Origin of the sequence: Burkholderia sp. B21-005 (genome assembly GCF_020843965.1) — a bacterium.
In the GTDB taxonomy this organism is placed as follows: domain Bacteria; phylum Pseudomonadota; class Gammaproteobacteria; order Burkholderiales; family Burkholderiaceae; genus Burkholderia; species Burkholderia ambifaria.
Map to the genome: position 1 here is coordinate 1,287,986 of NZ_CP086302.1, position 13,482 is coordinate 1,301,467.

The window sequence follows — 13,482 nt, forward strand, 5'->3', positions numbered from 1 at the left end:
CGGCCCCTAATCGAGCGTGCGCCGGTAGAAGCGCAGCGCGACGCTCATCACGACGAGGGTGAACAGCGCGACGGGCCACACGGACGGCCACAGGTCGGCCCAGGCGTTACCTTTCAGGAGGATGCCGCGCACGAGGCGGTTGAAGTAGGTGAGCGGCAGCAGGTTGCCGATGAACTGCGCCCACTTCGGCATCCCGGCGAACGGGAACATGAAGCCCGACAGCAGGATGTTCGGCAGGAAGTAGAACACCGCGAGCTGCATCGCCTGCAACTGGTTCTGCGCGAGCGACGACAGCGTGATGCCGACTGTCAGGTTCGCGGCGATGAAGAGCAGCGCGGACAGGTAGATCGCGAACACGCCGCCGACGAACGGCACCTCGAACACGTACCGCGCGGCGGCGAGAATGATCGACACCTGGATCAGCCCGATGAACACGTACGGGACGATCTTGCCCGTCATCACCTCGAGCGGCCGCACGGGTGTCGCGAGCAGGTTTTCCATCGTGCCGCGCTCGCGTTCGCGGGTGATCGCGAGGCCGGTCATCATCACCATCGTCATCGTCAGGATTACGCCCATCAGGCCCGGCACGACGTTGTACTGCGTGATGCCTTCGGGGTTGTACAGGCGATGCAGCACGACGTCGAACGCGGCCGGGCGGCCGTTCAGGCGCGCGAGCGGGCCCGTCAGATCCTTGTCCGCGACGGGCTGCACGAGACCCGTCAGCGCGCCGATCGCCGACGCGGTCGCGACGGGATCGGTCGCGTCCGCCTCGACGAGCAGCGATGGATGCTCGCCGCGCAGCAGCCGCTTCGAGAAATCGGCCGGCACGCTCAGCACGAACTGCACGTCGCCGCGCGCGAGCGCCTGCCGGCCGGCCGTTTCGTCGGGCAGCGTCGCGACGATGTCGAAGTACGCGGAGTTGCGCATCGCGGCGATGAAGCTGCGTGCGAAGGGGCTCGAATCGGCGACGATCACCGCGGTCGGCAGGTGCTTCGGATCGGTGTTGATCGCGAAGCCGAACAGCGCGAGCTGGATGATCGGCACGCCGACGATCATCGCGAACGTGACGCGATCGCGGCGCAGCTGCAGGAATTCCTTCAGCACGATGCTCCACCAGCGCGCGATCGAGAACGATTCGCGCAGGCCCGCCCACGCGTTCATGACGACGCTCCGCCGGGCGGCCCGGAGGCACGGCCCATCATGTAGATGAAGACGTCTTCGAGCCCGGTGTCGATCGGCGCGATCTGCAGCGCTGCGCGACCGTCCGTGCGCGCGCCGGCCTGGGCCGCCACCTGCGCGAGCGTTGCGTCGAGCAGCGCGCGATCGCGGCCGCTCACGTGCAGCGCGGAGCCGAACACGACGGTCTGGTCGACGCCCGGCATCGTGCGCAGTTGCGCGGACAGTTCGGCCAGGTGCCCGCCCGTGATCGTGCGGGTCGACAGGTGCTGCGACGCGACGATCTCCGCCGACGTGCCCTGTGCGAGCAGTTCGCCGGAGGCGATATACGCGAGCTTGTGGCAGCGCTCGGCCTCGTCCATGTAGTGCGTGCTGACGAGCACCGAGATCCCTTGCGCGGCCAGCTGGTGCAGCTCTTCCCAGAAGTCGCGGCGCGCGGCCGGGTCGACGCCGGCGGTCGGTTCGTCGAGCAGCAGCAGCTCCGGCTCGTGCAGCATGCACGCGGCGAGCGCGAGGCGCTGTTTCCAGCCGCCGGACAGCGCGCCCGTGAGCTGATCCGCACGGCTCGCGAGACCGAGCCCGTCGAGCGCGCGCGCGACGGTTGCGTGGCGATCGGGCATCCCGTACACGCGCGCGACGAAATCGAGGTTCTCGCGGATCGACAGGTCTTCCCAGTACGAGAAGCGCTGCGTCATGTAGCCGACGCGCCGCTTGATCTGCGCGCTGTCGCGCACGATGTCGTAGCCGAGGCAGGTGCCGCTGCCCGAGTCGGGCGTGAGCAGCCCGCACATCATCCGGATCGACGTGGTCTTGCCGCTGCCGTTCGGCCCGAGAAAGCCGAAGATTTCGCCGCGCGCCACGCGCAGCGATACGTCCTTCACGACGTGCTTGTCGCCGAACCGCTTGTTCAGGCGGTTGACGTCGATCGCATACGGAGCGGCCGGCGCGTTCAACGCACCCTCACGGCGACGGGCTGGCCCGGATGCAGCTTCGGCGCGTCGGCGGGCGCCGGGCGCGCCTCGACCATGAACACGAGCTTGCTCCGGCTCTCGTTGCTGTAGATCACCGGCGGCGTGTACTCGGCCCCGCTCGACACGTAGGTGATGCGTGCGGGCACGTCGGCCGCGCAGCCGTCGCAGTGGATCGCGATCGTGCGCCCGGGTGCGAGCGACGCGATGGCCGCCTCCGGTACGAAGAAGCGCACCTTCAGGTTCTGTGGCGGCAGCATCTGCACGACCGGATTGCCGGCCTGCACCCATTCGCCGACGCGGTACAGCGTGTCGTACACGCGCCCGGCGGCGGGCGCGGCGATGCGCTTCTGGTCGAGCTTCCATTGCGCTTCGGCCACGGCGGCCTGCGCGGCGTCGACCTGCGCGGCCTGGGCGGCGACCTGCTGCGCGCGGCCCGGCAAACGCGCGACATCGACCTGGTTCTGCAGCTCGCGCATCTGCGCGGCGGTGGTCTGCGCGGACGTGCGCGTATCGTCGAGCTGCTGCTTCGACAGGCCGCCGGCTGCGTACTGGCGTTCGTCGCGCGCGAGTTGCGCGGCGGCCCGCGCGGCTTGTGCGGTGGCCTGCGCGAGCTGGGCACGCGTGACCGCAACTTCCGGCGGGCGCTTGCCGGTCTGCAGGTCGGCAAGCTGCGCGCGTGCGGCCGCGAGCTGATGCTGCGCCTGCTGCAGCGCGGCCGTTTCGCTGACGGCTTCGAGCGCGAACACCGGCGTGCCGGCCGCGACGGCCTGGCCGCGTTCGACCGACAGTTGGGTCAGCGTGCCCGCTTGCGACGACGACAGGTACACGAATTCGCCTTCGACATAGCCCTGGTAGGTCGTGCCGGTGTCGGCCGGCCGTCCGCAACCGGTGAGCAGCGCGGCGGCGGCCAGCGCGAGCGGCAGCGCGCGGGCCGTGCTCACGACGGCCTCCGGGGCGCGCGAGCGCGCGCATCCGGCGCGGTGACGGGCGGCTGCATGCCGGAGCCGAGCAGCGCGCGGACGTGGCGATGCAGCACGTCGCGATCGATCGGCGGCAGGCCGCGCGCGCTTTGCCACAGCTTCGCGGTCGCGAGCGGCAGCATGACGAGCGCGATGATCGAATGGAACAGGAAGGCGGGTTCGAGCGACGGGTTGAGCGTGCCGGCCTGCTGCGCGGCGCGGATGCGTTCGGCAAAACGCCCGACATGCTCGAGCGGAATGCGGCGGACCATCCGCTCGCGCAGCAGGCCGCCTTCGTGGACGATTTCGCGCAGCCAGATCGACGGCAGCCAGGGCATGCGATGCGTGACGTCGAAGAACCGGTCGACGAGTTCGGCCACGAGCGCGAACGGATCGTTTTCGATCTGCGGCGCGGTCGGCCGCCACACGAACGCGATGACCTGCGCGAGCCGCTCCTCGACGATCGCGTCGAGCAGTTGCTCGCGATTCGTGAAGTAGTAGTGGACCATCGCCGACGTGACGCCGGCGGCCGCGGCGATCTGCGCGACCGTCGTCGCGGCGATGCCGTGCTCGGCGAACAGCTGGATCGCCACGTCGAGCATGTGATCGCGCAGGTCGAAGTCCTCCACCGACGGGCGGCGCCCGCGCGGCCTGGCGACGGTGGATTTCGCGTTCATGCAGACGACGCTAATTGATGAGTTAGTTAATTTCAAGGAAGGGTTTTCGCGCGCGTTGATCGCGATCAGGTATGCGCCGAATGGCGGTGCGCATGAGCGGGGAGGCCGCGCGGCGCAGGGCCGTGCGCGGGTGGCGGCGTGTAGGGAGCAGCTAATGAGGAAGCTGTGGAGGGGAACCGGCCGAAGCCGGTGACGCAGCGGTATGGAGGCGGAAAGCGGAAAGCGGAAAGCGGAAAGCAGGAACCGGCGGGGAAACCGCTCGAGAAGCCGGCGCGCGCCCACCCCGGCACGCGCGCCCGAAACGTCGTCACTGATCCATCGGCGACTTCAGCGGATCGTGCTCGCCCGTCAGCCCGAACACGACGAGCTGCGCGGGCTCGGTCGCGCTCGCATTGCGCGACATCGGGTGGCGCGAACCGGGCGCCTCGTACCAGCCTTCGCCGGCGCGGTAGCGGCGCACCGGGCCGCCGTTCACCTGCGACAGCACTGCGCCTTTCGACACGACCGCGAACACCGAGCCGAGATGCTTGTGCGCGTCGGACGCCTGGCCGGGCGCATAGTCGACGGTCGCGACGACGGCGAGCTTGCCGGGTGCTTCGGGCACGGCCTGGCGCATGATCGCATGCACGTTGTCGTCGGCATCGTGCGCGTGGGCGGCCGTCGGCAGCGCGGCGCCGAGCGCGAGTGACGTGCCCAGAACCACGCAGCGGAGCAGGGAGCGGGAATGCGTCATCGTCGTCCCCTTATTCGGGCATCTTGCGGAACGCGATGGCGAAGCGGTTCCATGTGTTGATCGTCGCAATCAGCATCGACAGCTCGAACAGTTCCGTGTCGCTGAAGTGCGGCTTCACGGCTTCCCAGACGGAATCGGGCACGTGGTTGTCGGCGACCAGCGTCAGCGCTTCGGTCCATTCCAGCGCCGCGCGTTCGCGCTCGGTGAAGAACGGCGTTTCGCGCCAGGCGACCACCGTCGCCAGGCGTCGGTCGGTCTCGCCGCCCTTGCGCGCGTCGGTGGTGTGCATGTCGACGCAGAAGGCGCAGCCGTTGATCTGCGACGCGCGCAGCCGGACGAGTTCGGCGAGCGGTTTCTCGATCGAGCTCTTCGCGATGAATTCCTCGGCATTGCGCATCACCTTGATCGCGTTCGGGCTGGCGGTATAGAAGTTCAGGCGCGGTTGCATGGCAGGTCCTTTTTCGGTGGGTGCGCCCGGGGGCGCGACAGGACCCACTTTAAGCATGTCATTGGCCTGCTTGAATGACCAATTCCATGGAAATTCAGGTAACCAGTTGCCGCCCGCCAAAGTCGCCCGAATTCAGCAGCACGGCCAGTTTCGCAAGCGCGATATCGATGCGCGGCGCGTCGATTCCGCCATAGCCGAATAGCAGCCCCGCGCGCGCGGCCGAGCCGACGTGGAACGGCGAGATCCCGTACAGGCCGATGTCGTGCTCGCGGGCCGCGCGGACCAGCGCGGCTTCGTCGAGCCCCGGTTTCAAGCGCGCGGCGAGGTGGATGCCGGCGGTCGGCACGATCGTGTCGAACCACGGCGCGAGGTCGCCGCGCAGGTGCGCGAGCAGCATCTTGCGGCGCGCGTCGTAGTGCTTCTGCACGCGCCGCAGGTGCCGCGCGAAATCGCCTTCGAGCATGAAGCGGGCGAGCGCCGCCTGCGTCAGCGTGCAGCTATGCCAGTCGACGATCTGCTTCGCCTTGGCAAGCGCCCCGCGCAGTGAGCGCGGCGGAATCGCGTAGCCGATCCGCAGTTCGGGAAAGATCGTCTTCGAGAACGTGCCGACGTACGCGACGAGGCCCGTGCGGTCGAGGCTTTTCAGCGACTCCACCGGCCGGCCTTCGAAGCGGAACTCGCCGTCATAGTCGTCCTCGATGATCACCGCGCGGCGGCGCTGCGCCCATTCGAGCAGCGCGACACGACGGTCCAGCGTCATCGGCATCCCGAGCGGAAACTGGTGCGACGGCGTCACGTAGACGAGACGCGCGTCGTCGGGCAGCTGCTCGGTGACGAGGCCGTGTGCGTCGACCGGCACGCCGATCACCGTCGCGCCGAGCGATGCGAACGCCGCACGTGCCGGCGGATAGCCGGGATTCTCGACCGCGACGACGTCGCCCGGCCGCACGACCACACGCGCGATCAGATCGAGCGCCTGTTGTGCGCCTTGCGTGACGAGCACGTCGTCCCAGCCGCAGGCCACCGCGCGGCTGAACCCGACGTAGCGCGCGATCGCGCCGCGCAACTGCGGATCGCCCGCCGGGTCGTGGTACTGGCCGGGGCCGCGCGCCTGCTGGCGCAATGCGTGATGCAGGCAGCGGCGCCATGCGTCGAACGGGAACAGCGTCTTGTCGGTCACGCCGCCGCGGAAGTCGAAGGCGGGCGAGGCCTGCGGTGTCGGCATCGCGAGCGCGTTGGGCAGGTCGTCCCACAGCGCACGTGCGTCGACCGCGTGGACGCGCGGCGTGTCCTCGACGAGCGAGGGTGCCGACGCGACCGCCGCATGCGGAACCCGCGCGAGGCCGCCGGCGACGAACGTGCCGTCGCCCGCGCGCGTGTTCAGGTAGCCCTCGGCGACGAGACGCTCGAACGCATCGAGCGTCGTCTTGCGCGACACGCCGAGCTGCTTCGCGAGATCGCGCGTCGACGGCAGCCGGGCGCCGCCCTCGAGCCGCCCGTCGACGATCGCGGTGCGCAGCTGCCGGAAGATTTGCCCGGTCAGGTCGTGACGGCCTTCGATGCGGATCGCGATGTCCATCGCAGTGGTTACCTCGAATGCGGGGAATTGACGCCGATCAGCATACCGGAAGTGCGTTGTCCGATTGGCTTCCGGGAACAATACGCGAGCGGCTGCACGCGGCTCGGGAAGGCCATGCCGACCGACCCCGCCTCCGCCACACGCGCGGCACGGCGCCATTCGATTGGACCGCCGCCCGCCGCTGCCTTACGATCCACCACAGTCCCCGACCGGAGTGCCCCATGCTGTCCGAAGACGAACTTGCGCTGCTCGATGCGATCCGCGCCACCGGCAGCCTGTCGCGCGCGGCCGCGCGGCTCGGCAAGGCGCCGTCGACGGTGTCGCATACCGCGCGGCAGCTCGAAACGCGCTTCGACGCGCTGCTGTTCGACCGGCGCGGCTACCGGCTGCAGCTCACGCCGGCCGGCCAGCTACTGACCGACGAGGCGTCGCGCCTCGCGCTGGACGTCGCACGGCTCACGCAGCGCGTGCGGCAGGTCGCGAGCGGCTGGGAGGACCGATTGACGATCGTCAGCGACGAGGTGCTGGAGTTCGATACGCTGCTGCCGGTCATTCGCGCGTTCGATGCGCTCGATTCGGGCGTGTCGCTGCGTTTCACGCACGAAGTGCTCGGCGGCACCTGGGAAGCCCTGCGCGACGGCCGCGCGGACCTGGTCGTCGGCGCGACCAACGAGCCGCCGGCGATTCCGGGCTTCAAGTGGTTCGAGCTCGGCGCGATGGAATGGGTGTTCGCGGTATCGCCGCGCCATCCGCTGGCGGCGGCAAGCGAGCGGCTCACCCGGGACGCGATCGGCGCGCATCGCGCGGTGGTCGTCGCGGATTCGTCGCGGCGGTCGGTCGGCCGTGTGTACGGGCTGCTCGGCGGCCAGGCGGTGCTCGCGGTGCCGTCGATGCGCGCGAAGATCCTCGCGCAGCGCGACGGGCTCGGCGTCGGCTGGGTGCCGCGCCGGCGCGTCGCGTCGCTGCTTGCGCGCGGCGAGCTCGTGGAGAAGGAAACGGCCGATCCGCGTGAACCGAACGTGCTGTATGTCGCATGGCGCAGCGACCGCGACGGCCGCGCGCTGCAATGGTGGCTCGAGCAACTGCGCGAACGGCGGCTCGCGCAGCGGCTGCTCGACGGGATCGACGTGTCGGGCTGAATGCGCGAGGCGGGAATGCGACGGAGGCGCCTTCCGCGAACATGTTCGAAAAATTCGAACATGTTCGCCGTGCCCATCGCACGGCACGGCCGCCGGCTGCGCGCATCCTGTGTTCACGGTCAACTCACCGGTTCACAGGAGAACATCATGCAACGCTTCGAAGGAAAGACGGTTCTGGTCACGGGCGGCAACAGCGGCATCGGCCTGGCGGCCGCACGGGCATTCGCGGCCGAAGGCGCGCGGGTCGTCATCACCGGCCGCGACGAGCAGACGCTCGCCGCCGCCCGCGAGGCGCTCGGCGACGGCGCGCTCGCGATCCGCAACGAGGCCGGCAGCGTCGCGTCGGCGCGGGCGCTGGCGGACACGCTCGCGGCGTCCGGCGTGCGGCTCGACGCGGTGTTCATCAATGCGGGTGTCGCGAAACTCGCGCCGTTCGCGGATAGCGACGAGGCGATGTGGGACCTCGTGTTCAACACCAACGTGAAGGGCGCGTATTTCCAGATCCAGTCGCTTGTCCCGCTGCTGAACCGCGGCGCGTCGATCGTGATCAACGGGTCGATCAACGCGCACATCGGGATGCCGGGTTCGTCCGTGTATGCGGCGAGCAAGGCGGCCGTCAATTCGTTCGCGAAGACGCTGTCGACGGAATTGCTGCCGCACGGCGTGCGGGTGAACGTGGTGAGCCCCGGCCCGGTGCAGACGCCGCTGTACGGCAAGCTCGGCCTCGATGCGGCGACGCTCGACGAGACGGCCGACAAGATCAGGGGCCTCGTCACGATCGGCCGGTTCGGCACGCCGGACGAAATCGCGTCGACGGTGCTGCACCTGAGCGCGCCCGAGTCCGCCTTCATCGTCGGCGCGGAAATCATCGCGTCGGGCGGGATGGGCTTGCTCTGAGCGTGAAACCGGCAGGGCTGCCTCGCCTCATCGGGCGGCGCAGCCCCGCCGTCAACGCGTATCGCTAGTGCGCTGCGCAGTCGTCACGGGCGTGACCCGCATCGAGCTGCGTCACCGTCAGCCCCGAGAACGTCGCGCTGCCATGCTCGGCGAATACGGCGACGCGGTCCGCGTCGCGGGGCGGAAAGATCAGGTCCGTAAGCGCCACGCGACCGCCGTTCGCGAACACTTCGACCGAACCGCGATCGACGACGATTTCAAGCTGCAATCGCCCGTTCTCGAGCGGCAGATCGACGATGTGCTCGCGGCTGAAGTTCCCGGCGAAATCCGTCGCACCGGAGCGGGAGCGGTCGAGCGTCAGCGTGCGCTTCGCGGTGTCGTACACGATCCGGGTGCCGATCGCGCCGTCCGCCGATCCACGGACGATCAACCCGGCGCGGGCCGCGCGCTGCGGCGTGATCGTCACCGTGATGCGCTGAACGACGCCGCGCGTGGCGGCCGACAGCGCGCGCGTGGCCGATTCGACGCTCAGATCGCCTTCATGCACGGCGGGCCGCCCGTCGGCCCACGCATCGAACGCGGCGGCCGGCGTCACGACGAGCGTGGGTTCGCCGCCGATCGTCTTCAGCGCGAACTCGCGCGGCAACGTCATTGCGCCGCGCCAGGGTGCCGTCGGCGCTTTCGCCGCGTAGTCCCAGTTGCTCATCCATGCAATCCCGACAGGGCGTGCGCCCGGCGCCCCCGAGAACGTGCCGGCCGCATAGAAATCGGCGCCATGATCGACCCAGCGAAATTGCGCGGGGTCCGAACCGGCTGGCGCGACGCGATCGGGGACGAACGTGCGGCCATCGAAATTGCCGACGAAATACATCGCGCCGGAGCCGCCGGCGATCGACCACGGGTTGACGTTGACGATCATGACCCACTTGATGTGGCGCGGATCGTCGTCGACGGGCAGCGGCACGAGGTCGGGCATTTCCCACAGCGCGCCCGCATGCGGCACGTCCGGCAGCGTGAAGTCGCTCAGGAACGACCAGTGGATCAGGTCGTCGGAACGGTAAAGCTTCACGACGTGTGCGTCGGCGACGACCGTCGTCATCACCCAGTAGCGCCCGGGCGCGTACCACGACACCTTCGGGTCGCGGAACTGCTTCGATTCCGGGTCGAGCGTGAGTACCGGATTGCGCGCATAGGGCTGCCACGTCGCGCCGTGGTCGAGGCTGTATGCGAGCGACTGCGCCTGCGTGCCGGGTGCGTGACCGGAACCGGCCTTGTAGACGCTCGTATAGAGCGCGACGAGCGGCGTCTCGCCCGGCGCGCCGAGGCCGGACGTATTGTGCGTGTCGGCGACGATCGAGCCGGAGAAGATTTCCTCCGTGGCATTCGCGTGCATCGCGACCGGCTGCTCGTGCCAGTGGACGAGGTCGGTGCTGGTCGCGTGGCCCCACGACATGTTGCCCCAGTCGTGGCCGAGCGGGTTGTACTGGTAGAACAGGTGATAGCGGCCGTTTTCGTAGACGAGGCCGTTTGGATCGTTCATCCAGTTGCGTTGCGGCGTGTAATGGATGGCGGGTCGCCATTGTGGCGTCGCGCTCGCGAGCGGCGCGGCGCAGGTTGCGTGCATGCTGCCCGCACAGGCGAGCAGGCAGGCGAACCGGAAGGAAAAGCGGGAAAACGTCGATTTCATGCGGGGGCCCGTGCTCCGCTGCGCGAAGCGGGAAGGAAGGGCGCATGCCGCGTACAGCGGCGACATGCGCGATCTGCGGAACAAAAAAGGGCGGGCGCACACGCGGCACGCGCGATGCGCACCCGCCGAACTGGCGGCCAGGCGGCCGCGGCCGTTACGGCCGGGTGCCGGCGCCGCCGTCGTTGTGACCGGCGCCCGTCGCGGGCAGGTTCGACGGGATTTCGCCGTACCCGCCGAGGCCGCCGCGTCCGTAGCCGCGGTCGACCGCCGTCGACGTGCCGTTGATGTTGACCTTCACGGTCGGCGCGAGCGTGCCGCCGCGACGCGGACCGATCGCATCGATGAACGACTCGACGAGCCCGCCCGGCATCACGTAGTGCGAATACGACTGGAACTCGCGCGGGTTCTGGTTCGGGTCTTGCGAATACGGCGCACCGGCCGGCGCGGAGAAGTCGGTCGGGTTGCCGAGGACGAGTCCGCTGCCGCCGTTCAGCGGCAGGTAGTCGCTGCGGATGCCGTTGCCGACGAAGCCATAGACGCCGTCAGGCCCGTCGACGCCGGCGGCCATCGTCGTGCGGTGGCTGATCGTGAACAGGTAGTACTTGCCGTCCTTCAGGTAGATCTGCGGACGCTCGGTCTGGTCGTCGACGCAGTTCGCGGACAGGATCGGCGGCAGGAACTTCCATTCGGTGAGCTGCGGGTTCGTTGCGACCGCCAGGCCGACATTGGCCTTTTGATACACTGCGCCCGAGTTCATCACGGCGTTCAGGTCTTCCTTGTACGGATCGTTCGGCGCGTAGCCGAGGTCGGCCTCGGTGCAGGTCCGGGCGCCGCGCTGGCCGCCCGTATTGCCTTCGAACACCATGTAGGTCTTGCCCGGATGCGCGGGATCGGTGAACACGAACGGATCGCGGAACGAGAAGTAGGTGTTTTGCTGGCCCGACTGGTAGTAGTTGCCGTCCGGCTGCAGCAGCGCCTTGTGATCGTCGAAGCCGGTGAACCACACGTGCTTGTCGTCGGCCTGGATGTGGCCGTCGGTGCGCGTGATGATCGCCTGCGGCGGCGTGATGTCGGCGCCGCCGGGCGCGGAGCGGTTGAACGACGTCGCGGTGTAGTAAAGGCTGACGTTGTCGCCGTGCGTGAGGCGTGCCGAGCCCGACCATTCGGCATTGTTGGTCATCGGCGACGTGCCGAACACCTTGGCGCTCGCGCCGTCCGGGAACAGATGGCCGCCCCAGGTCCAGCCGCCGTTCGCCGGCCGCTGCGACGCGGGAATGCCGGCCCGGCGATAGAAGAAGCCGATGCGCGCATGGACATGACGATCATCGAACGTGTAGCCGGCGTGCGGATCGGCGGTCAGCGAGAAGATCACCTCCCAGCCCTTGTAGCTGAGCTGGTTCGCGCGCAGGTCGGCCAGCGGCCAGGTGTCCCACACCCACACGTTGGAGTTGATCAGCGGGAAGTCCTGCGGAATGTCCGGCATCGACAGCGCTTGCGGCAGCGAATTCTTGTCGGCGCCGGCCGTATGCGACTGCGCGACGATCTGGCGGATGTCCGCACGGGTCCAGCGCATCGTGAAGTTGCCCTCGGGGTCGTAGGCCTGCTGCGTGTGCGGCGTCGGTGCGGGCGCCCCGGCGGTTTGCGCATGCGCGGCGGACGCGAAAGCGGCCAGTGCGGCGCCGGTGAACAGCAAACGTTTGGCCGCAGTCGCGCGGCAAAAAGGAAAATAAGTCATGTTGGCTTTTGTTTCCGTTGACGGTGAAAGGGAACGGCTGACGGCGGCATCGATGTCCAAACCGGTTTGGATGCTATTTCAAACCGGTTTGGACGTCAAAAGATAAATATTTGACGGTAATAACTACCAATCGGCAATAATTGCCGCGCAAGCGGGAATGGCCGACTGGCATGCACAACGCGAGGAGCGACGTGAAGGTGAATCTGAAGGCGTTGTCGGACGCGCTCGGGCTGTCGCGCACGACGGTCAGTCGCGCGCTGAACGGCTATGACGACGTGAGCGAGGCGACCCGCGAGCGCGTGATGAAGGCCGCGCGTGAACTCGGTTACGTCGCGGATCCGACCGCGCGCCGGCTGGCGACGGGGCGCTCCGACGCGATCGGCATCGTCTATCCGTTCGGCGCGGGCGATCTTGGCGATCCGCGCTTCGGCGAAGTCGTCGCGGGCATCACCGAGCGGCTGGCAGAGCGCAATCTCGACTTCATCATCGCGTCCGCGCGGCCGAACGCCGAGCTGGACACCTATCGACGGCTCGTGGACGGCAAACTCGTCGACGGGCTGATCGTCGCGCGCACGCTGGTCGACGATCCGCGCCTCGCGTATCTGAGGTCGAATGCGTTTCCGTACGTCGCGTATGGCCGCACCCAGGCCGTCGAGCCTTACGCGTGGTTCGATTTCGACAATGAAGCGGGCGCCCGGGATGCGGTGCGGCGCCTGATCGGCTTCGGCCATCGCCGCATCGCGATGATCAGTGCGCCGCTGTCGCTCAATTTCGCGATGCAGCGTCGCGCCGGCTATCTCGCGGCGCTGCGCGAGGCCGGCATCGAGCCCGATCCGGCGCTGCTCGTCGAGTGTGCGTTTACGCGCGGCGGCGGGCAGCAGGGCATGCAGACGTTGCTCGCGCGGGCCGAACCGCCGACGGCGCTGCTCGTCGACAACAATATCGCGGGCGGCGGCGCGTTCCGCGCGCTGGTCGACAGCGGCGTGCGCCTGGGGCGGGACATGTCGTTGATCGTCTATGACGGCGTGCCGCCGGAGGTCGCGCATCCGCATCGTGTGACGGCGGTTTTGCAGCCGACCGGACAGGCGTCCGGACGTGCGCTGGCGGATCTGATGCTGGGGTTGCTGGCGGACGGCGTGCGCGGCCAGCGGCTCGAGATGCCGGTGATCGAGGCTGGCGATACGGACGGGCCGGTACGCGGCTAGTTTTCCGAGATGAACAATTGCTGAATTCGGCGTACTGCGTCATTGCAGACGCCCAGACGTGGCTCAGTGAATTTCTCGCTAACGACTTGCTGTTGCCAATCGTGCCGAAAACGCGAGCGCCCGCATCTTGTCTCCGGGCCGCTTGCCTCCCGCAGAGGGAGTTACCAAGCCTTGCAAAGAGATGAAAGCAAAACGAAAGAAATAACGCAATCCATTGTCGCTTGGTGAATTACTTCCGGAGGGCGCGTAAAAAATCGTCAAACAAACGGCCGACGA

Annotated in this window: 12 protein-coding genes; 3 read left to right on the top strand and 9 right to left on the bottom strand. The window is 68.4% G+C overall.

Annotated features, from left to right (window positions below; translation table 11 throughout):
• Positions 1 to 6: 6 nt before the first annotated feature.
• The 7 genes from LMA02_RS22075 to LMA02_RS22105 form a co-directional block, all read right to left on the bottom strand.
• Positions 7 to 1,161: an ABC transporter permease gene (locus LMA02_RS22075; RefSeq protein ID WP_228909808.1), complete on the bottom strand. Its 1,155-nt coding sequence runs from the start codon at positions 1,159 to 1,161 to the stop codon at positions 7 to 9.
• The gene (locus LMA02_RS22080) at positions 1,158 to 2,129 is read right to left on the bottom strand and encodes an ABC transporter ATP-binding protein (RefSeq protein ID WP_228909809.1); all 972 of its coding nucleotides are present in this window, start codon (positions 2,127 to 2,129) and stop codon (positions 1,158 to 1,160) included. The genes LMA02_RS22075 and LMA02_RS22080 overlap by 4 nt, the downstream gene beginning before the upstream one ends.
• Positions 2,126 to 3,088, bottom strand: a complete 963-nt coding sequence (locus tag LMA02_RS22085) for an HlyD family secretion protein (RefSeq protein WP_228909810.1) — start codon at positions 3,086 to 3,088, stop codon at positions 2,126 to 2,128. Before LMA02_RS22085 ends, LMA02_RS22080 begins: the two co-directional genes overlap by 4 nt.
• Positions 3,085 to 3,783, bottom strand: coding sequence for a TetR/AcrR family transcriptional regulator (locus LMA02_RS22090; protein WP_126225328.1), 699 nt, complete (start codon positions 3,781 to 3,783; stop codon positions 3,085 to 3,087). The genes LMA02_RS22085 and LMA02_RS22090 overlap by 4 nt, the downstream gene beginning before the upstream one ends.
• A 307-nt stretch (positions 3,784 to 4,090) precedes the next feature.
• Positions 4,091 to 4,516 (bottom strand): cupin domain-containing protein, encoded by a 426-nt coding sequence (locus LMA02_RS22095; RefSeq protein WP_228909811.1) that lies wholly within the window; start codon positions 4,514 to 4,516, stop codon positions 4,091 to 4,093.
• A gap of 10 nt (positions 4,517 to 4,526) precedes the next feature.
• Positions 4,527 to 4,964 carry a carboxymuconolactone decarboxylase family protein gene (locus tag LMA02_RS22100; RefSeq protein ID WP_006755641.1) on the bottom strand — a complete coding sequence of 146 codons (438 nt, stop codon included), beginning with the start codon at positions 4,962 to 4,964 and terminating at the stop codon, positions 4,527 to 4,529.
• 94 nt (positions 4,965 to 5,058) lie between these two features.
• Positions 5,059 to 6,543 (bottom strand): PLP-dependent aminotransferase family protein, encoded by a 1,485-nt coding sequence (locus tag LMA02_RS22105; protein ID WP_228909812.1) that lies wholly within the window; start codon positions 6,541 to 6,543, stop codon positions 5,059 to 5,061.
• A 221-nt stretch (positions 6,544 to 6,764) separates the two neighbouring features.
• Between LMA02_RS22105 and LMA02_RS22110 the strand changes: the two genes are divergently transcribed.
• Entirely contained in the window at positions 6,765 to 7,682 is a 918-nt protein-coding gene (locus LMA02_RS22110) for a LysR family transcriptional regulator (RefSeq protein ID WP_228909813.1), read from the top strand.
• Positions 7,683 to 7,829: 147 nt separating this feature from the next.
• Positions 7,830 to 8,579 (top strand): SDR family oxidoreductase, encoded by a 750-nt coding sequence (locus LMA02_RS22115; protein WP_228909814.1) that lies wholly within the window; start codon positions 7,830 to 7,832, stop codon positions 8,577 to 8,579.
• Between the two features lie 64 nt (positions 8,580 to 8,643).
• On the opposite strand, the gene LMA02_RS22120 is transcribed toward LMA02_RS22115, so the two are convergent.
• Together LMA02_RS22120 and LMA02_RS22125 are read right to left on the bottom strand one after the other, a co-directional pair.
• The gene (locus LMA02_RS22120; protein WP_228909815.1) at positions 8,644 to 10,266 is read right to left on the bottom strand and encodes a glycoside hydrolase family 32 protein; all 1,623 of its coding nucleotides are present in this window, start codon (positions 10,264 to 10,266) and stop codon (positions 8,644 to 8,646) included.
• 154 nt (positions 10,267 to 10,420) lie between these two features.
• Positions 10,421 to 12,001 carry a glycoside hydrolase family 68 protein gene (locus LMA02_RS22125; protein ID WP_228909816.1) on the bottom strand — a complete coding sequence of 527 codons (1,581 nt, stop codon included), beginning with the start codon at positions 11,999 to 12,001 and terminating at the stop codon, positions 10,421 to 10,423.
• A gap of 170 nt (positions 12,002 to 12,171) precedes the next feature.
• Here LMA02_RS22125 and LMA02_RS22130 point away from each other — a divergent pair, with 170 nt between their 5' ends.
• Positions 12,172 to 13,206, top strand: a complete 1,035-nt coding sequence (locus LMA02_RS22130; protein WP_228909817.1) for a substrate-binding domain-containing protein — start codon at positions 12,172 to 12,174, stop codon at positions 13,204 to 13,206.
• Positions 13,207 to 13,482: the final 276 nt, after the last annotated feature.

What these genes read in the sequence shown, in the direction of transcription:
- LMA02_RS22090 (WP_126225328.1), bottom strand. Translation starts at nt 3,783, where the DNA reads ATGAACGCGAAATCCACCGTCGCCAGGCCGCGCGGGCGCCGCCCGTCG.
- LMA02_RS22075 (WP_228909808.1), bottom strand. Translation starts at nt 1,161, where the DNA reads ATGAACGCGTGGGCGGGCCTGCGCGAATCGTTCTCGATCGCGCGCTGG.
- LMA02_RS22115 (WP_228909814.1), top strand. Translation starts at nt 7,830, where the DNA reads ATGCAACGCTTCGAAGGAAAGACGGTTCTGGTCACGGGCGGCAACAGC.
- LMA02_RS22110 (WP_228909813.1), top strand. Translation starts at nt 6,765, where the DNA reads ATGCTGTCCGAAGACGAACTTGCGCTGCTCGATGCGATCCGCGCCACC.
- LMA02_RS22125 (WP_228909816.1), bottom strand. Translation starts at nt 12,001, where the DNA reads ATGACTTATTTTCCTTTTTGCCGCGCGACTGCGGCCAAACGTTTGCTG.
- LMA02_RS22120 (WP_228909815.1), bottom strand. Translation starts at nt 10,266, where the DNA reads ATGAAATCGACGTTTTCCCGCTTTTCCTTCCGGTTCGCCTGCCTGCTC.
- LMA02_RS22095 (WP_228909811.1), bottom strand. Translation starts at nt 4,516, where the DNA reads ATGACGCATTCCCGCTCCCTGCTCCGCTGCGTGGTTCTGGGCACGTCA.
- LMA02_RS22100 (WP_006755641.1), bottom strand. Translation starts at nt 4,964, where the DNA reads ATGCAACCGCGCCTGAACTTCTATACCGCCAGCCCGAACGCGATCAAG.
- LMA02_RS22130 (WP_228909817.1), top strand. Translation starts at nt 12,172, where the DNA reads ATGCACAACGCGAGGAGCGACGTGAAGGTGAATCTGAAGGCGTTGTCG.
- LMA02_RS22105 (WP_228909812.1), bottom strand. Translation starts at nt 6,543, where the DNA reads ATGGACATCGCGATCCGCATCGAAGGCCGTCACGACCTGACCGGGCAA.